General features: G+C 46.1%; 16 protein-coding genes. 8 read left to right on the forward strand and 8 right to left on the reverse strand.

Going from position 1 to position 17,433, the window contains the following annotated elements; genetic code table 11:
- Positions 1 to 4: 4 nt before the first annotated feature.
- Entirely contained in the window at positions 5 to 898 is an 894-nt protein-coding gene (locus PQQ36_RS09480; protein ID WP_273661002.1) for a YjjW family glycine radical enzyme activase, read from the forward strand.
- A 12-nt stretch (positions 899 to 910) separates the two neighbouring features.
- Here PQQ36_RS09480 and PQQ36_RS09485 read toward each other — a convergent pair whose 3' ends face one another.
- Together PQQ36_RS09485 and PQQ36_RS09490 are read right to left on the reverse strand one after the other, a co-directional pair.
- Positions 911 to 1,828, reverse strand: a complete 918-nt coding sequence (locus PQQ36_RS09485; RefSeq protein ID WP_011080154.1) for a LysR family transcriptional regulator — start codon at positions 1,826 to 1,828, stop codon at positions 911 to 913.
- Between the two features lie 143 nt (positions 1,829 to 1,971).
- Entirely contained in the window at positions 1,972 to 2,931 is a 960-nt protein-coding gene (locus tag PQQ36_RS09490; protein ID WP_047109686.1) for a DUF4382 domain-containing protein, read from the reverse strand.
- A 225-nt stretch (positions 2,932 to 3,156) separates the two neighbouring features.
- On the opposite strand from PQQ36_RS09490, the gene PQQ36_RS09495 reads away from it, so the two are divergent.
- Positions 3,157 to 3,759 carry a 2OG-Fe(II) oxygenase gene (locus PQQ36_RS09495; protein WP_061058716.1) on the forward strand — a complete coding sequence of 201 codons (603 nt, stop codon included), beginning with the start codon at positions 3,157 to 3,159 and terminating at the stop codon, positions 3,757 to 3,759.
- 118 nt (positions 3,760 to 3,877) lie between these two features.
- Here the strand turns inward: PQQ36_RS09495 and PQQ36_RS09500 are convergent, their stop codons facing one another.
- From PQQ36_RS09500 to PQQ36_RS09510, 3 genes are all read right to left on the reverse strand, one after another.
- Positions 3,878 to 5,146, reverse strand: coding sequence for an HD-GYP domain-containing protein (locus tag PQQ36_RS09500; RefSeq protein WP_061058715.1), 1,269 nt, complete (start codon positions 5,144 to 5,146; stop codon positions 3,878 to 3,880).
- A 274-nt stretch (positions 5,147 to 5,420) separates the two neighbouring features.
- The gene (locus tag PQQ36_RS09505; RefSeq protein WP_039554046.1) at positions 5,421 to 6,287 is read right to left on the reverse strand and encodes a patatin-like phospholipase family protein; all 867 of its coding nucleotides are present in this window, start codon (positions 6,285 to 6,287) and stop codon (positions 5,421 to 5,423) included.
- 151 nt (positions 6,288 to 6,438) lie between these two features.
- Positions 6,439 to 7,146, reverse strand: coding sequence for a substrate-binding periplasmic protein (locus tag PQQ36_RS09510; RefSeq protein ID WP_336620555.1), 708 nt, complete (start codon positions 7,144 to 7,146; stop codon positions 6,439 to 6,441).
- A gap of 312 nt (positions 7,147 to 7,458) precedes the next feature.
- On the opposite strand from PQQ36_RS09510, the gene PQQ36_RS09515 reads away from it, so the two are divergent.
- From PQQ36_RS09515 to PQQ36_RS09540, 6 genes are all read left to right on the forward strand, one after another.
- On the forward strand, positions 7,459 to 8,373 hold the full coding sequence (locus tag PQQ36_RS09515) for a diacylglycerol/lipid kinase family protein (RefSeq protein WP_043877227.1): 915 nt from the start codon (positions 7,459 to 7,461) through the stop codon (positions 8,371 to 8,373).
- 175 nt (positions 8,374 to 8,548) lie between these two features.
- Entirely contained in the window at positions 8,549 to 9,754 is a 1,206-nt protein-coding gene (locus PQQ36_RS09520) for an aromatic amino acid transport family protein (protein WP_013571505.1), read from the forward strand.
- 68 nt (positions 9,755 to 9,822) lie between these two features.
- Positions 9,823 to 10,206 (forward strand): VOC family protein, encoded by a 384-nt coding sequence (locus PQQ36_RS09525; RefSeq protein WP_039554041.1) that lies wholly within the window; start codon positions 9,823 to 9,825, stop codon positions 10,204 to 10,206.
- A 249-nt stretch (positions 10,207 to 10,455) separates the two neighbouring features.
- Entirely contained in the window at positions 10,456 to 11,598 is a 1,143-nt protein-coding gene (locus PQQ36_RS09530; protein ID WP_045618859.1) for an HD-GYP domain-containing protein, read from the forward strand.
- 134 nt (positions 11,599 to 11,732) lie between these two features.
- A complete protein-coding gene (locus PQQ36_RS09535; RefSeq protein ID WP_011080164.1) occupies positions 11,733 to 12,206 on the forward strand; it encodes a Dps family protein in 474 nt (157 codons plus the stop codon).
- Between the two features lie 139 nt (positions 12,207 to 12,345).
- Positions 12,346 to 12,564: a hypothetical protein gene (locus tag PQQ36_RS09540; RefSeq protein ID WP_011080165.1), complete on the forward strand. Its 219-nt coding sequence runs from the start codon at positions 12,346 to 12,348 to the stop codon at positions 12,562 to 12,564.
- 79 nt (positions 12,565 to 12,643) lie between these two features.
- Here PQQ36_RS09540 and PQQ36_RS09545 read toward each other — a convergent pair whose 3' ends face one another.
- From PQQ36_RS09545 to PQQ36_RS09555, 3 genes are all read right to left on the reverse strand, one after another.
- Positions 12,644 to 13,192, reverse strand: a complete 549-nt coding sequence (locus tag PQQ36_RS09545; RefSeq protein WP_013571506.1) for an MSHA operon transcriptional regulator — start codon at positions 13,190 to 13,192, stop codon at positions 12,644 to 12,646.
- Positions 13,193 to 13,506: 314 nt separating this feature from the next.
- Positions 13,507 to 15,282, reverse strand: coding sequence for an ABC transporter transmembrane domain-containing protein (locus PQQ36_RS09550; protein ID WP_103194552.1), 1,776 nt, complete (start codon positions 15,280 to 15,282; stop codon positions 13,507 to 13,509).
- Positions 15,282 to 17,027 (reverse strand): ABC transporter transmembrane domain-containing protein, encoded by a 1,746-nt coding sequence (locus PQQ36_RS09555; protein ID WP_273661007.1) that lies wholly within the window; start codon positions 17,025 to 17,027, stop codon positions 15,282 to 15,284. Before PQQ36_RS09555 ends, PQQ36_RS09550 begins: the two co-directional genes overlap by 1 nt.
- Positions 17,028 to 17,433: the final 406 nt, after the last annotated feature.

A 17,433-nucleotide genomic window follows, 5' to 3' on the forward strand; every position in this document is an offset into this window, starting at 1 on the left:
CAAAATGTCAGCTGTTCAGTTCAACAAGAAAGGGAAAGTGAGTCGAGTACTGCCTTTCTCTTGCGTTGATGGGCCGGGGAATCGCCTGGTGATTTTTTTGCAGGGATGTAATTTCAACTGCTTAAACTGTCACAATCCTCACACAATTAACCACTGCAACCATTGTGGTGACTGTGTGACAACGTGTCCTTCAGGCGCCCTAATAAAGAAAAACAACAACGTTGTTTGGCTAGAAGAGGTTTGCACCCACTGCGATCGTTGTCTTGAAACTTGTTCGTATCACTCGAATCCAAAAATAAAAGGGTGGACGGTTTTAGGCATGATCGATTTGATCCGTAAACACCACCTGTTTATCGATGGTGTCACCGTGTCCGGTGGGGAAGCAACCCTACAACTTGGCTTTATTGTCGAGTTATTCAAAGCGATAAAACAAGACGTTGAATTGGCACATTTAAGCTGTTTCATCGACAGTAATGGTTCACTAACAACTCATGGCTGGGTAAAAATTGCCCCCTATCTCGACGGTGCCATGATTGACCTGAAAGCATGGCAATCCGAAACGCATCGTTGGTTAGTGGGTCGAGATAATCATAGAGTCATATTGTCGATAAAATATCTTGTTGAACTGGGCAAGCTGCATGAAGTTCGCCTGCTGTACATCCCCGAAAAAAGCGATCTCGCGTGTGAAGTGGAGGCGTTAGCTCAGTTTCTCAATACGTTGCCTGAGCGGGTCACGATTCGCCTCAATGGCTTTGCTCACCACGGTGTGATAGGCGAGGCATTGAACTGGCCTGCTTGTGATAGAGAGTCGATGAACGGCTTCTATCAGGCGTTGAAACGAAAAATCCGACATCGGATCGCCTTACCGAAAACGCCGCTCTATCGAGACATTGCTTAGTCGTTGAAACGGCTACTTCTCATTGAGTTGATGAAGCTGGCTTTTTAACCAAGTCAGCGCCGGATCATTCAAACTCTGTTTGTTATACACCAAGCTATACGCCACTTGGCCATAGTCAAACGGCAAGCTCTTCTGAATAAGCCCTTTGGCTTGTAAAGCCGTCTCTGCCCAAAGTTTTGAGCAAGTAAAAAGCAATGGGGTACGATGGCACATCACTGCCGCTGCGCCAAAATCTGCGACCGAAAGGGCGATCTCACGTGCTTTATGGCTCTGAATCAAGGTTTGCTCGAAGTAGGGTGTCGCCAACTCTTTGTCGTGAATGCCAATGTGTTGGAATGACAGGTAATCCTCGATGGTAAAGTCGGTTTGCTGCGCCGGATGTGCCTTATTCATTAAGCAGATCATCTCGTCGCGTTTGATCGTATGCCAAATCAACTCACGGTTCATGGTTGGAGGTTGGCTAATGTCGTGGGGCAACAGAATAAAATCAACCTGGCCGCGTAGCAGAGCCTCAAAGCCATGCTGCTCCTTAGCGTATATATGAAGATGCGCTTTGGGGGTTTGTTGGAGGATCTGGCTGAACGTGTCAGCAAACACTTCAAAGGTACTTTCACGCATGGAGAGTGAGAAGGTCCCAGTGTATGAGTTTGCGTCAAATGTGCCTTGGTGAATCACCCCGTTCATACTAGAAAGAATGCCGTGAATGGCTGGACCGATGCTCAGTGCATAAGAGGTGGGGATCAGTTGGGTTCCATCGCGATAAAAGAGTTCATCGTTTAGCACACTGCGTAACTGAGACAAAATCTTGCTTACACAAGAGGGGGTGACGCAAAGTTGCTCCGCCGCGCTTGTCACGCTGTGAGTGGTTAACAAAACGTGCAAAACGGTTAAATGCTTAAGGCTAATTCGAGAAAGAGAAATGTAATCCATAAAATGTGTTTCAACTCAGCGTTTCATGGATTACACCACATTTTCATGGGGAAACAAGCGTTGTTGGTGGGAGATGTTGCCAATAAAAAGAAAAACCGTGACTTATTCGCACTAAGTCACGGTTAATTCAGCAATGATCCGGTTTATGGGGCTGGTACAAAGTCAATTGTGCCATTTTCTCCTGCTGCTAACGTGGTGGTGCCGACTTGCCCTGTGGGTAATGGAATAGCGGTACCATCATATTGAATGGGGTTGTCATCCCCAGCGTTACAACTGAATGCAACGGTATAAGTCCCTGCATTTAGGAAACCAAATGCGTAGTTATTGTTTTCATCCAAACCTGCCGATGCAATGGGTTTTACCGCGTTTTCTGGGACAGGATTCTGACTGTCGAACTCCGGGTCATCTTCATCCACCAAATCGATGAGATTGGCGCTATCGTGTCCCTCACCTTCATAGAGATAGATAAACGCTTGGCTGTCAGCCGTGCAACTTTCGTCCCCTGTCAGAAGGTTATCGTCGACATTCCCTGAGATACTCACTGCGGAAGCATTAGAAACAATAGAGACACCATGAGGCTTAAGAATGTAGCCATTGTTGCTGCCTAAATTGCCGCGCATCACTAAAGACTGGCGAAGGTCAAACTCAATAGTGTAGAGCTGGACGGCCTCAGAAGTGACATCGAAACTGCCTAACTTCAACTTGTTGCTCGGTTGTTTCAAAGGTTGTTGGCCATTTTCATCAATCACGTAATTGACCCCATTTTCATTCGTCACATGCAGTATCAGCTCTTTATAGCTGCCTACAGGGACCGGTTGCGTGCTGACCATCAATACGGAGTCGGTACCTTGGTAGTCAAGCAAGTCAATTTTTTGGTAGTCCACGCCAGTAGAAGGTACGACGTCAAGGAAAACAGAGTTGCCTTCGTTATCCACTAACTCAACCTGAGTGAAGCCCACGGAGACGGACTGAGCACTGTCAACGGGTGCATCAGACACATAAAAAGAGACATTGGCGGTTTTGCCTCCGTCACTACCACCGCAGCCAGCTAAGAGTAGCGCTGCCGCGACAGAAGAAATTGCAGATTTAGTTAGTCCATTCATTACACATATCTCATTACAACTGATGATACTATCAATTATAGTCGTTATTTTTGAACGCGAATGTTCACTGCGTTAGGCGTGTGCAAGCATTTTGTCAATTTGTATCTTCGAAAATTATTAATTCATTTAATCAATACGATAAAGATATTTGTCTGTCTTCTTCCGCGGTTCACCGTTATAAAGCCGAGCGCAAAAATGCGTATTGAATTGTGCGGAATGAGCTGAATGGAAAAGTTGATAGATGCGCTAATTACCCATGGTTATTACATTTGGGATGATTTTTTAGAGTCGCAGTCCGTCGCGGATTTACGAGAAGCGATACCAGAAAACTGGAAGCAGGCGAGAATTGGCCGCAACGACGACTTGCTGAAAGCGACGAAGATTCGCAGCGACAAAATTCAATGGTTGCAAAGTCATCAGGGTGAGGCGGTTAATCATTATCTGGCACTCATGGATCACATACGGTTGCAGGTGAATCGCCATCTGTATTTAGGTTTATTTGAGTATGAAGCTCACTTTGCCAAATATGAGCCCGGAGATTTCTATCAAAAGCACTTAGACAGCTTTCAAGGACAAGAAAACCGAAAACTTACGACCGTGTTTTATATGAATGAGCATTGGCAGCCGGGAGATGGCGGTGAATTACATCTGTACGATCTTCAGGACAATTTGTTGGAAATCATCGCGCCGAAGAGTGGGAGACTGGTTGTTTTTCTCTCGGAGTTGTTCCCCCACGAAGTGCTCACCAGCCATATAAATCGTTACAGTATTGCAGGGTGGTTTCGCATCAATGGCGTGCGAGACAATCTATTGGATATCTCCAAATAGGGCATCGGTTACGCTCTGCACTATGATGTGACCCAGTGTGCAACCCTGCCTATTTAAAATGAAAACCGCCTTTTGGCGGTTTTTTGTCAAACGATTTTGCTGAAGAGAGCCGAGAAAGCTACTCACTGTCTTGAATGGACATTTGATAGCAGCCATCTAAGTGACGCTTTAACGTACCAAAAACGGTTGGACAAAGTTTGCCTTCATCCACCATTGCCGTCATCAAGGCTTCAATGTCATGTTGGGGCATTCTTGGACGATAGGGGCGATCTTGTGACAGTGCTTGAAAGACGTCGGCGACGGCAATAATTCTCGACGGCAGATCCAGATCGGTAGCCGTTTTGTGGTATGGATAACCAGAGCCGTCCAACCTTTCGTGGTGGTTGGATGCCCACTCAGCAATTTTTGAGTTGGGGAAGACTTTATGCAGAGCAAGCTCGGTATCGATAGTATGCCGTTTGATTCTTGTGTACTCCTGATCATTGAGTTTTCCTTGCTTATGAAGAATGTCATCAGGGGTTTTTAACTTGCCAATGTCGTGCACTAAGCCGGCAATAAAAATCATCTCTTGGTCGTGTTCGCAAAGCGACATTTTTCCAGCGAGGAAGCGTGAGATTTCGGCGACTTTCTGTGAATGCTGATAAGTAAAGGGGCTTTTGGCATCGACAATGCGAGCGAGAAAAAGCCCCAAGCTCATTAAGTCACCGATAGTGAGCTGTTTTTGCAGCCAATCGATATGTGAGAAGCCGAGTCCAATGGTTTCGATGTTTTCCGATTCCATTGCAAACCAGAAGCCGTCAGTCATGATGAGTTTTACCATCACGTCGCACATTCCAGGATGGAAGAGGCTACCCGCATTGGCCATGATGGTGTCGGCGATGGCTTGTTCATGCAGCGTCACCATATCGCTATGACATTCATCAGTGAATTGAGCCCTTAGAAAATCTAGGCGATCAGAAAGATACAAAAGTGCCGCGATGTCTTTGTTAAATGGGGAGACTTCTAAGGTTTCAAGCTCATCCCAACGAGTGTGGTGATACAAAATTGACTCAGCAAACTGGGCCAGAATATTACACTGTTGCAAAGATTGATAACCACGAATGCAGTGGGCTTGCGCGTCTTGTGGCATCAGCGTTTCTAGCAGCATTAAATGCTCTTTCGTTTCTGAGACGCCACAATCGTGCACCATTCCAGCAAAATAGCTGAACTCCGCTTTTTTTAAATCCCAACCCAGAGCAAGCGCGCATTGGTAAGCGATGTAGGCGACACGGTGGTTATGGTGAGTGTCATCGACTCCGACATAATCCAACGCACGTGCCACCCAAATCAGAGCCTGTTTGAGGTCCACTTCAAAATGAAGCGAGTCTGACTCACATGTATTGTTCATTGATGTTCCGACATTACGTTATCCCCTTCCTACTTGAAGCGGCGGCAGTGTTGGCTACGTTCATGGGGATTCATTCACTTGCTGACTACCTTAAACTCCAAGTGGTTTGGGTATATTGTTATTAAGTGTTGTTGACTTATTTGTAATAGTTTTCATTTATGATACTTGCTTTATATGTAAATTATCATCTTTGAAACAAGCTATTGTTGAGTAATTTGAAGTCGGTGACACTTTTGTTACGTGGTCGGATCTCGTTGCGCGGAAAATGTCCGTTTTAAACGCAAAAAGGGCAGTTTTCGCGTGTCAGTCCATCAGTGCCGGCCAACCTTGCTAAATGCTGTTTTCCCTGCGTAATACCCATTTGATAGCCTTGATGAAGTTTGCTTTGATTCATCGTTAACCGTTTCACCTTAAAACCTTCTTCTGGCGCAATCACTCGAATAGTGGCATCGGCCGGTGGGAAGCGAATAAACGCCAATGCCGCATTGTAATTTTGGGCTCGTTGACGCAGCGCTTTAGCGATAGCGGGTTGACGTGACAACAAGGTGTTGGTGAGCCAAGTGTGGCGACTTTCTGGCATCTCGTAGCTCAATGGGTGCGACAACACCACCGTTATGTCACGAGCGCCTTGGCGATACGCTTCTTTCACGGGAATGGAATCCGAGACCCCGCCATCGGTAAAACAACTGCCTGCAAAGCAAGGTGGTTGGCGATAAGCAATAGGCAAGGCGCAGCTCGCTTCCAATAATTGATTCACATTCTGCTTAGTTAGCTGTTGATAGCGTGGTAACCCTGTTGCAATGTCAGTGGTGGTTGCCAACAAACGCGTGTTTGTAAAGAGACGTTCTGCCTCAATGGGGTAGCGACGCATGGATTCGTCAACCAACCATTTTACGTCCACCAAATCGCCCCCTTTGATAAAGCGTTTTGGGTTATAAAAACGCTGAGATGTGGCCAATTTAGTGATGACATTAAAACTACGCCCTTGAGCGTTCGCCAAATAGCCAACCAAATTGGATGCGCCTGCCGACACCCCAATAGCCAGATCAAAAGGTTGATAATTTTGCTGTAAAAATGCGTCCAATACGCCGCTGGCAAATACGCCGCGCATTGCGCCCCCTTCCACGACCAGTGCTTTCATCTTTCTATACCGTTTAGATTCACTCTAGTCTGCAAGGCTAAAACAACCGGGAGGGATGTCGTAGTCGGTTGTGTTTATCGTTGAAATAGGAGGCGTCTATTAATGGCTGAGTGAATGGTGGGGCTTGGGCTTAGAGGCTTCGATTTGAGCGCTACGGACAATCTTGGTCATCGAGCATTTTCTCATAGCAACCATTGGCAATGAGCTTTTTCATACCGTCTTCATAGGCATCGAGCAGCGCTTTGCCTCGCGGTGTTTTTTGAAACAACAGGAACATAGGCTCACTGAGAAGCGGCTTGGGATCCGTCATGATCACGCGTTCGTCATACCCCGTCACTTGGTTGATGAGTAAGCGTCCGACGCGTTTTTCAGCGGGCACGGCGTCAATTCTCCCCCGATGAAGTTTGTGGAAATTCTCTTTTTGATTGGAACTGATGAGAGGAAATACTTTGTGCTGTCTCAACAGCAACGTCGAGGAAAAACCTTCTACACCGCCAATACGGTAGTTAGCCAAATCAGAAATAGCACCCCAGCGAATGGGCATCGACTCACGGTAAAAAATCACCGTTTCTGCAAAGACGATTGGCGTAGGAGATTGGTAAAAAATCTGTCGGCGTGCTTCATTGCTATACCAAGGGAAAGTGGCGTCTGCTTTTTCATGCTCGACAAGTTTAGTGCTACGAACCCAAGGATGGTATGAGTAGCGCACTTCGTAACCTTGACTGGTGTAGATCTGGCTGATGATTTTCTCCAGTGTACCTTGATGCTCACTGGTATAAGGTGCCCATTCGCCAATCGCAAAATGGACGACGTCCGGCTGGTTAGGCGGCGCTGCGGCGACAACACCGTTAACGGTCATAACGAACAGACAAAGTGACAAGATCGGTTTATGTATCAATGTGCTCTACTCGGTTTTATGTCGAACGAGGTGACCGTCGTTAAGCGTCGCTTTGACGAACGGGTTATTAGAGTGTAGCAAAGCGAACTGACTTGTCGTGACATTCGCCCTAGGTTGAAAGGCTAGGTTCTCACTTTGCTAAGTGGGTTGAACTCGCAGAAATGACATTGCTTGGTGCAAAACGCCGTGGTTGATCACAACAAATTAACAATTGATTTTTTCCCTACGAGCGACAAGTTAAAATAGCGCCATAAATCATTGAAGTTAATCGGTATGATCTGGAATTTTATTCTCAACCCGCAAGCTGGCGGAGGAAAAGCACTTCGCTTTTGGCAGCAACTCAAGCCTTTACTTTCTCAACACAATATCAAGCATCATTTTCATCAAACTCAATACCAAGGGCATGCCAAAGTTCTCAGCAAAGAGTTGGCAGAGCAAGGCGAACGCGCGTTTGTAGCGATCGGGGGAGATGGAAGCGTTAATGAACTGCTTCAAGGGATCTTTGAATCTGATTGCGATTTACAAGAATTTGTTCTTACCGTCGCGCCGCAAGGGACGGGCAATGATTGGGCGCGCTATCACCACATTCCCAAAAGTCCAAATGCGTGGCTTGAATTTCTTCAAGCAGCCAATGTGGTCGAACATGATGTGGGTGTGGTGGAGTATGGTGACGATTTTTTACAGCAGCATGCGTTCATCAATATGGCAGGCAGTGGGCTTGATTGCCACATATTGCAGCAAATGGGATGCGCGGGTGGTAAGTCACTGCGTTACTACTCTACGCTGCTGAGTTCTCTTTATGGTTATCAAGGTCGCACGTTGCACTTCAAACGTTTGGATGACTCTTCTTCGCAAGATGTTGCCAGAACGGTCCTACTCAGCATGTTTTGCATCGGCCGTTATGGTGGTGCCGGGATGGATTTTTCCCCGAAAGCGCACCATCAATCGGGTGTATTACACGCCGTTTGTGTGGAAGATATGCCGTTTTTGAAGCGTCTTTTCAGTTTGCCGTATTTACTCAATGGAAAAATCGAACAGCACAGCCGAGTGCAAGCGGAAACAATGCGCGCACTGTTAGTGGCAGGTGAAGATACTGCCTTGTTCCAATGCGATGGTGAATTGATTGGAGAGTTGCCAGCTCGGCTGACGCTTCGCCCTTGCGCTATACGAGTACTAACAAGGCGTTAGAATTGGGTGTATTATTAAGTTTACACTTTTGGATAAAATGCATTACATTTTGCTTGATCTAAAAATGAAGATGCTACAAAATCGCCATCAACCTAGTTAATTTGGTGGTGATGATTCTCTTTTCTACCATTTGTCTCTAGGCCTATACTCTGTTCCGTAAATATAAGAATACACTATGAGCCGTTCAAAGATTTTTGGTAGTACTTTGATTATTGCAGGCACCACTATTGGTGCTGGAATGCTTGCATTGCCCCTTGCTTCAGCAGGGATTGGTTTTTCCACCTCCGTCATGATTATGATCGGCTTTTGGGTTTTGATGTCGTATACCGCGTTGTTGATGGTGGAGCTCCATCAAGAGGCAGATAGAAGTGCGACGCTGCACACGCTGGCAAAACAAATTCTAGGCACGAAAGGAAAATGGGTTGCCAGTTTCGCTATGCTGTTTCTGTTTTACGCGCTTTGCGCGGCTTACATTGCTGGTGGTGGTGCACAGTTTGGTGAGCGTCTTGCTGCTTGGTTTTCCATCGAAATGGATGCCTCTGTGGCAACGGTCATTTTTACCGTGATTGTGGCCGCGGTGGTGACCAGTGGTACAGCAACCGTCGATAAAGTAAACCGCGTTTTATTTGGTTTGAAAATGGTTGCCATGGTCGCGGTGCTTTTCTTTCTTGCTCCTAACGTGACCGAGTCTTACTTGCTCAGCATGCCGATTCAACAAGGGTTGATTGTCGCGGCTCTGCCAGTCATTTTTACGTCGTTTGGTTTCCACAGCAGCATTCCTGCTATTGTGAATTACCTTGATGGGGACACCAAAGCGCTGCGCAAAGCGATTGTCATTGGCTCGTCCATCCCTCTAGTTATTTATGTGTTCTGGCAACTGGTCACGCTCGGCGTGGTGAATCAAGAGGTACTGCTTAATAACTCAGGGTTGACGGCGTTGATTGCCCAGTTGGCCGCGAAAGTTCAGCAATCTTACTTAAGCCAATTGGTAGGCGTGTTCGCGGACTTGGCACTGTTAACCTCATTTTTAGGGGTGAGCCTAGGTTTGTTTGAGTTTCTTGGCGATGTCATCAAGAAGAGTGGTCAGAAACAAAATCGCGTCATTCCTGCTGTGGTGACATTTACACCGCCGCTGATGTTTGCGCTTTTCTACCCACAGGGCTTCATTATGGCGCTTGGTTACGCCGCAATTGCATTAGCTGTTTTGGCGATTTTCTTGCCGGTGGTGATGGTAAACAAAGTACGTAAATCACCAGAGAAGCAGGGGAGTTACCAAGTGGCTGGTGGACAATTAGCGCTAACGCTCACAGGTGTGACCGGGGTTGTGATTGTTGCTGCCCAGATCCTGATAACCGTTGGGGTTCTGCCTGCGTTAGGGTAATAATGGTGATGATGTTGGGCTGGTTAACACAACCAGCCCTTTTTGTATCAACTGTTCAGAGGTGCAACATGATAGCGATGACTCAGCTCGATCACCTAGTCTTGACCGTTAAAGACATACCGACCTCTGTGGCGTTTTACACCCACTGTTTGGGGATGGAGAAGCAGGAATTTGCTGGTGGACGTATTGCACTCAACTTTGGGCAACAGAAGATCAACCTTCATCAGTGGCAGCACGAATTTGAACCTAAGGCGGGTCATGTGCAACCTGGCAGTGCCGATCTCTGTTTTCTCACCAATACGCCTATCCAAGAGGTCGCTACGTGGTTTATACAATGTGGTATTGAGATTGAAGAGGGGCCGGTTCAAAGAACGGGCGCTACCGGGCCGATTCTCTCGGTTTACATTCGCGATCCGGACATGAACTTGATTGAAGTTGCCAACCGCTTCTAGTTTTATAACAGTGATAAGACCAGTCAGAAAAATGTCGTCCGTTTTGATTACTTCATCAAAATAAATGGCTTATTTTTAGTCAAAAAAATGGATGTTAATGTAGATCAAACAATCTGCATTTTGCTGCTCTTCCGTCAGGCGAGTGCTCTTTTTTGTTTCTACAATTAGGAGTGTTGGGAGACAAAATAGACGGAGCAATAGGCAAGCGTGAAGGCTGGCCCTCTTTTGCTGCGTGTAAAGGAGCTGGGAATGGAACTGCTAAGTGAAGTCAACAATTGTGCTTATTTTCATCACGCTAATTCATTGAATGAGCAACTGGAAAGCATTCGTGATCGCATGCGTATCCATGAGCCTAGTATCGATCGGATTTCGTTTGCACTGTTTGATGAAGATGACAACCAATTGAAAACCTATGCTGACAGCAGTGGTTTGTATCCTGAACTGGCTCACTTTAGTGCCTATTTGGATGAACTGCCGATGTTGCAGCGTTGTGTCGAAGAGCAGAGCCACCGTATTGTTGCGGATTTAAACAGCTTGGCATGCAGCAAGCACGTGGTGTCGCTACTTCATGCAGGCTATCGTTCATCGGCTGCCATTCCATGCTTTGAAAAAGACAAGTTTGTGGGTTTTCTCTTCCTGAACTCGCGAGAAGTGGACGCGTTTGATGAAGGGCTGATCGACAAACTTCAGCCTTACATTGATATGGTGAAATTCACCATTGTCTCTGAATATCAGATCGTGCACGCCATTGCGGATTGTGCAGAACGAACTCAAGCGCTGTTTCCTGTTTACCATAAAGATTCGTGTGCCCACAAAGAGCGCATGAGTCATTACACCCGTATTATTGCCCATGACATGGCGGCGGAGTGGTCGCTAGACGACGAAACCATAGAGCACCTCTCTCTTTTCGCCCGCTTCCACGATTTGGGTAAAGTGAGACTCGACATCGAACTGGTGTGCAAAACCGATACGCTGGATGCGCAAGAACGCAATACGATGCGTAATCACGTGGAAAATGGCATTGAAATCATGGACCGTATTCTTGAATCTCTGGGCAATCCTCATCACCCAAGTATCACGCTGTTGCAGCAAATCATGGCCTATCACCATGAGTTTTTAGATGGCTCAGGTTATCCATTTGGTTTGAAAGGGGAGGAAATCCCTCCTGCTGCAAGAATTGTCTCGGTGGCGAATGTGTTTGATGCACTCACCACACACAGACCTTATCGCCAAGCTTGGTCGGTGACGCATGCCTTGCTAGAGCTTGAAAAAATGGTGATTGCAGGAAAACTGGATCGCTGCTGTGTGAATGCGCTGCGTGAACACCAAGAAGAGCTGCGTGATGTTGTGGCGCGTTTTCCAGAGCACGACCCCAAAGATGGTTTCTACTAAAGACCTTACTTTTAATAGGTAAAGACAATTAAATCTATAGATTCAATCGTTTTTACCTCTAATCTTCGTTCGCATAGACTACACCCATTGAGAGAAGAAAGGCTTCTCTAGCAAAAATAAATAAGGGTGATGCTATGTCTAATACAAATTATATCGGTCTCGATCAGCAGCTAGCTCAAGCGTTGGCAGAACAACTCAATCAACTTCTTGCAAACTATCAAGTGCTTTACATGAACACTCGTGGTTACCACTGGAATATCAAAGGTCAGCAGTTTTTCGAATTGCACGTAAAATTTGAAGAAATCTATACCGATCTGCAGGTGAAGGTGGATGAATTGGCAGAGCGTATTTTAACGCTTGGTTTTACACCAAAACACAGCTTTAGCACCTACTTACTAAACAGTGAGATTGCTGAACATCAAGATGTGTTCAGTGGCGAGGAGTCTGTTTCTGGTTTGGTGGATGGCTTTAGTAAGTTGTTGGTTAAGCAACGTGCCATTCTTAAGCAAGCAGGCGAAGCAGAAGATGAAGGTACCGCTGCGCTGATGGGAGATTACATCCGCGAGCAAGAAAAACTGTTGTGGATGCTTAACGCTTACCTCCAATAAAGCGCCATTAGCAAACAGTCAATGATAAGTCGCGCTACGCGACTTGTTATTGTCTGTATAAATAAACAGTATTTTATTGACCAGTGGAGTAAATTGACTATACTGAATATACATACAGTTTCTTTGCGGAGGTGCAGTTATGTTTTGGGATACTCTAGAACGTGTTAACCGACTCAGGCAGGAAGCCATGGCGAATCCTGAGTTTATTCAGTCAGCCAAAGAACACGAAAAAGCGCTTAGTGAGCAGGAAGTTGTCTATTGTCCACGGACAAAGCGCAGAGTGAAAAAGCCAAAATCTTTGGCCGACATTTATCAGCAATCAGAATTTGGGACAAGACCCGATGTCCACCAACATTAAAAATCAATAAAGCCGCTATCGAAAGATAGCGGCTTCTTTGTATGGGGTCGATTGGGGGCACAAATCACATCGTATCGAGTTAAAAATCGGCTTTTTTAACAAAGTAAGGATTTTTGTATTTCTTCTCTGGACCAAATTCCTTGAACACCAATCGATTCCACAATTGCTTGTCGAAATTTTCTTTGGGAATCGCAGGATAAAGCGTTTCTAACTCTTCCCAAGCGTAGTTCATAAACTCTTTTTTCTTAATTTGGTTGTATTGACGCGCAATTTTGTTGTGTTTAGTGATCCATTCTTTCTTAAATAAAGCGAGCGCTTTCTCGGCTTCTTCCTGTGGCATACGAGAGAGGAAGACTCGCTTATAGGAGACTTTTCGGTCCACCATGGTACGCATGGCGGTTTGAATATATTTCCCATGATGTGTGATGGAACTTTCGCTCTCATCGACCAATGGAATACACCAACCTTTCGGAAAAAAGTCGTGCTTTTGGTACTGTTTATTACGTACCGTGAGGGCTTGATGCAAAACAAGATCAGACGTGCCGCGAAAGGTTTGTTGCCATTTGGCAATACGAATCTGCAGTGATCCTGGTAAACGATATATATTCGTAAATTTGTCTTCGTTCATGGACATATTACACAGTAGTTAAAGGTGATAGATATGACGAATAACAACCAGTCTTTCTGTTGGAGTAGTTATTTAAAGATGAAAGACACTGACAGTCTCACTCAAGTATAGGTATTTAACGGCTTCACAAGCAGTCAAAATCGTGAGACGACAAAATTGTACAATAAATATCTCATGAAATGCGAGTGGTTTATCGCTTCTAACCTAGGGGTAAATTGTAAATTTATTAAGAAATCACGTGGAATTAACGCAAGGATAAGCCGTGCCTTAGATTCTGGCACGGCTTGTGTGTGCATCAAGTGCAAAAAGCGGGGTTAGCTGGCTTGTTCCAGTTCTTGCTCCTCCTGCTGTTCAATTTCCTTGATATGCTGGCCTGCTTGTTGCAACTGGTACATCTGTGCGTAGCGCCCTTGCTGGGCAAGCAGTTGTTTGTGACTGCCCATTTCAACCAAATCTCCGTGGTGTAAAACCACGATTTTGTCGGCCTCCATGATGGTGGAAAGGCGGTGTGCAATCACCACTAGCGTCATATCATGGCGTAGTGCATTCAAACTGCGCTGTATCAGCGCCTCGGTGCCTGAATCGATGTTTGCCGTCGCTTCGTCGAGGATTAAAATTTTCGGCTTAGCGATAAGCACTCGGGCCATGGCCAACAACTGTTTTTGTCCAGCAGAGAGGTTGGTTTCTCCTTGGCCCAGTTGGGTGTCCAGCAATTGAGGGTAGCGTTTGATCTGCTCAGCCAAACCTACTTGTTCTAAAGATTGCCAAATGATGTCGTCTGAGACTTCTCTTCCCAAGGCAATATTTTCTCTGACCGAGGTTGGCAGAATATGTGGATCTTGTTGAACCATCGCCACGTCTTTTCGCAGCACCGATTTTGCCAATGAAGCAATAGGGCGTCCATCCAGTTTCAGTTTGCCTTGGCTTACTGGGTAAAAGCCCATCAATAGCGAAGCGAGGGTACTTTTTCCGCTACCCGTGTGGCCGACCAAAGCAACGAATTGCTGGTGTTCCACATTAATGTCGATCTGTTTCAATACCTGCTGCTTACCATCGTAGCTAAAGCTCAGCTTCTCTATGGAGATGGAACCACTTTTAAGTGGCTGCTGATCATGACCATAGCTTTGCTCCGGTGCATCCATCATTTCAAAAATACGCTCGCTGGCCACTAAAGCTTGTTGCAGTAGCGCTAGCTGTTGCGTCATTTCAATTAATGGTTCGGTAATACGGCCAAGGTAGCTGATAAATGCATACAGTACGCCAACACCAATGAGCTCGGTACCACTGAAACCGAAAATGGCAACCAGGGTGAGCAAAGCGATGCCCGCCAATAAATCCATCAAGGGTCGAAGTAAAATACCATTCAGCTTGATGACTTTACGACCCGCATTGAAATGCTGCTCGGTCAGTTGATTAAACTGCTGGTTGAAGCGTTTTTCTTGGCGCATCAGTTGGATCACGCTCATCCCTTGGATCGATTCGCTCATATTGCCATTGATGTCGGTAAGCAAGTCACGCATCACTCGGTATGCATGGGTGCTGAGCTTTTGAAATAGCACCATAAAACCAACCACAACGGGCAGCAAAACCAAGACTACCAACGTTAGCTGCCAGCTCAAAATCAGCATCACTCCCAGCATGACTAAAATCATCACAAGATTCTTAACCACGGAGGCGATCAACAACTCGTAGAACTGCTGCAGAGATTCCGTGTCGTTGGTGAGTCTTGAGACCAGCTTGCCAGTAGGGGTGTAATCGAAAGCCGACAAAGGTTGCTTGATCACACGATTAAAAGCCTGCTTGCGAATGGTTTTAATGATGCCTGTCGCGACAATGTTAAATTGCAAACCTTGGAGATATTGAAACAAAGCTGAGCAAAGCAGCAGGCCAATATAGCCACTAGCAAGTAAGATAAGTGTCTGTTGAGTGTAATCGTCTTTGGTAATGTGCTCGTCAATAAAGTGTTGGATGAGCCAAGGGCCACCCGCATTGCTGACAGCCGCAATCAACAAAAAGACTAAACCCGTCATCATGGGTTTTGGTTGCGCCAATGGATAAGCAAATAAACGTTTCAACGTGGTCTTTTTCATTAGTTTGCCTCCTCCATTGCTTGTTCGAGTTGTTGATATTGATACGTTTCTGCATACCAACCTTGTGCGCCAATTAAACTGGCATGATTTCCGCGCTCGGCAATGTGCCCGTGATTAAACACCACAATTTCATTGGCTTGCTCTAACGCTGTCAGTCGGTGGGCAATCACAATCAATGATTGGTGGCGATAGTACTGCTCAAGGTTACGCAAAATTTCGTGCTCGGTTCGTCCATCTACCGCTGAAAGTGCATCATCGAGAATAAGAATTTCTGCGTTGAGCAACATCGCTCGGGCAATGGCAATTCGCTGTTTTTGCCCGCCGGATAACGTAATCCCTTTCTCACCAACTTCAGTGTCGTAGCCGTCTGGGAATTTCAAAATGTCATCGTGAATACAGGCCAATTTGGCCGCTTGATATACCTCTTGTTGGCTTGCGTCCGGCCTTCCTAACGCGATGTTGTCATAGATAGAGCATGAAAACAGAAAGGGTGTTTGACTCACAACGGCAAATTTCTCGCGCCACTGCTCAAGGTTTGCTTGTTTGAGCGAGATGTCACCGTAGCGAATGTCACCCTGTTTCAGCTCTTGTTGACGAAGCAGCAAGGCAATCAAGGTTGATTTACCGCTGCCAACGGGCCCCGCGATACCAAGCATTGCGCCAGGCTGCAAGGTAATGTGGCACTGAGAAAGTGCGGCGGGTAAGTCAGCATTCCAGTGATAGTGGTCAATCTCGATCGCAAGTGGCTGAGCATTTTGTGTTAATGGCAAATCCCCACTTTTAATTTCTGGCTCTTGTTGGAAAATTTCCTCGAGACGATTCCACGCAGCGGATCCACGTTCAAGAATGTTGAATAGGAAAGCAAACGCCAGCATTGGCCAAATCATCAAGCCTAAATACATCGTAAAGGCAGTGAGATCGCCCAATGTGATCGCTTTCTGATGAACGAGATAGGCTCCAACGCTGATGCTTAAGAAAAAGGAAAGCCCGATAGAGAGTTGAATGGCTGGGTCAAATCGTGCGTCCACACGCGCGACCGCAATGTTCTTGTCACCCGTTTCATCGACCATTTTCTCAAAGCGTGCTTGTTCTTGCTCTTCCAAGCCAAAGGCGCGCAACATTCTTACACCATTGAGAGACTCTTGAGTCAGATCGGAAAGCTCAGAGAATGCCTCTTGAGCGATGCGAAAACGCTGATGCAAAATACGCACAATGTAAAAGATGGTGATCGCCAAAAACGGCATTGGCAGCAACGCCATCACCGTCAACTTCCAACTGATTTGTGTCACCATGATGATCAACACCGCAATGCCAGTGATCAGCGAATCCGCCGCGGTTAACACGCCTTCACCCGCGGTAACGACGACATTTTTTACGTCGTTGGTGCCACGAGCCATGAGATCGCCAGTTTTGTAGCGTTCAAAGAAGCGGGGTGGCTGTTTTGATAAATGTTGGTAGAGACGATTTCGCAAAATGCTGCCAAGCTCAATGCTGGCGCCAAATAGCCACACTCGCCACAACACTCGGCAGCCATAAATGGCGAACATAATCAGAGTTAAACCGGCAAACCACTGCAGCATTTCAGTGGTGGACATGGTATTGGCAACGATACCGTCAACGATGTGACCCACTGCTTTGGGCGTTACCAGTTGCATCGCAGAGATGAGCATAAAAAGCAGAATAGAACCACAATAGTGCTTCCACCTGAGTTTGAAAAACCACCTTAAATTCCAGAATATTTTCACTTAAGCCTCCTGCACTGATTGTGACGTCTCTTGAACTAAACGAAGGAGAAACACGTTGCGAAGAGAGCGCTTCACGTTATGTCGAGGCGTGAGCCTCATGTTACCTCAAACGTTGTAAAGAGAGTTTGTTGCTCGTTGGATGAGAGTGATACTGCTTTCTCATCGCGGAGTTTTGTTATGTTGAATAGTAAAGACCCGACGAGATGCGATTTGAGATCGTGTGTGGTATTGACACCTAGGTGACAAATACGAGTTACCGGACGACATAAGCACGCAAGTGAGCGCTCAACGTCTGGTATGAGAGAGAAAAAGCCTATCGGGAATGTTCAATTATTCGTCGTCTGAATAGAATTACAAGATGATTTTTTGAACTCTTGAAAAAACGGCACAAAGTAGTGCCGCGAGC

The organism is Vibrio sp. CCUG 15886 (assembly GCF_028570825.1).
Classification (GTDB): Bacteria; Pseudomonadota; Gammaproteobacteria; order Enterobacterales; family Vibrionaceae; genus Vibrio; species Vibrio vulnificus_B.

Coding starts and splice junctions, on each gene's coding strand:
- PQQ36_RS09480 (WP_273661002.1), top strand. CDS start 5: ATGTCAGCTGTTCAGTTCAACAAGAAAGGGAAAGTGAGTCGAGTACTG.
- PQQ36_RS09535 (WP_011080164.1), top strand. CDS start 11,733: ATGTCTAATACAAATTATATCGGTCTCGATCAGCAGCTAGCTCAAGCG.
- PQQ36_RS09530 (WP_045618859.1), top strand. CDS start 10,456: ATGGAACTGCTAAGTGAAGTCAACAATTGTGCTTATTTTCATCACGCT.
- PQQ36_RS09505 (WP_039554046.1), bottom strand. CDS start 6,287: ATGAAAGCACTGGTCGTGGAAGGGGGCGCAATGCGCGGCGTATTTGCC.
- PQQ36_RS09520 (WP_013571505.1), top strand. CDS start 8,549: ATGAGCCGTTCAAAGATTTTTGGTAGTACTTTGATTATTGCAGGCACC.
- PQQ36_RS09540 (WP_011080165.1), top strand. CDS start 12,346: ATGTTTTGGGATACTCTAGAACGTGTTAACCGACTCAGGCAGGAAGCC.
- PQQ36_RS09515 (WP_043877227.1), top strand. CDS start 7,459: ATGATCTGGAATTTTATTCTCAACCCGCAAGCTGGCGGAGGAAAAGCA.
- PQQ36_RS09550 (WP_103194552.1), bottom strand. CDS start 15,282: ATGAAAAAGACCACGTTGAAACGTTTATTTGCTTATCCATTGGCGCAA.
- PQQ36_RS09485 (WP_011080154.1), bottom strand. CDS start 1,828: ATGGATTACATTTCTCTTTCTCGAATTAGCCTTAAGCATTTAACCGTT.
- PQQ36_RS09500 (WP_061058715.1), bottom strand. CDS start 5,146: ATGAACAATACATGTGAGTCAGACTCGCTTCATTTTGAAGTGGACCTC.
- PQQ36_RS09545 (WP_013571506.1), bottom strand. CDS start 13,192: ATGAACGAAGACAAATTTACGAATATATATCGTTTACCAGGATCACTG.
- PQQ36_RS09510 (WP_336620555.1), bottom strand. CDS start 7,146: ATGACCGTTAACGGTGTTGTCGCCGCAGCGCCGCCTAACCAGCCGGAC.
- PQQ36_RS09490 (WP_047109686.1), bottom strand. CDS start 2,931: ATGAATGGACTAACTAAATCTGCAATTTCTTCTGTCGCGGCAGCGCTA.
- PQQ36_RS09525 (WP_039554041.1), top strand. CDS start 9,823: ATGATAGCGATGACTCAGCTCGATCACCTAGTCTTGACCGTTAAAGAC.
- PQQ36_RS09495 (WP_061058716.1), top strand. CDS start 3,157: ATGGAAAAGTTGATAGATGCGCTAATTACCCATGGTTATTACATTTGG.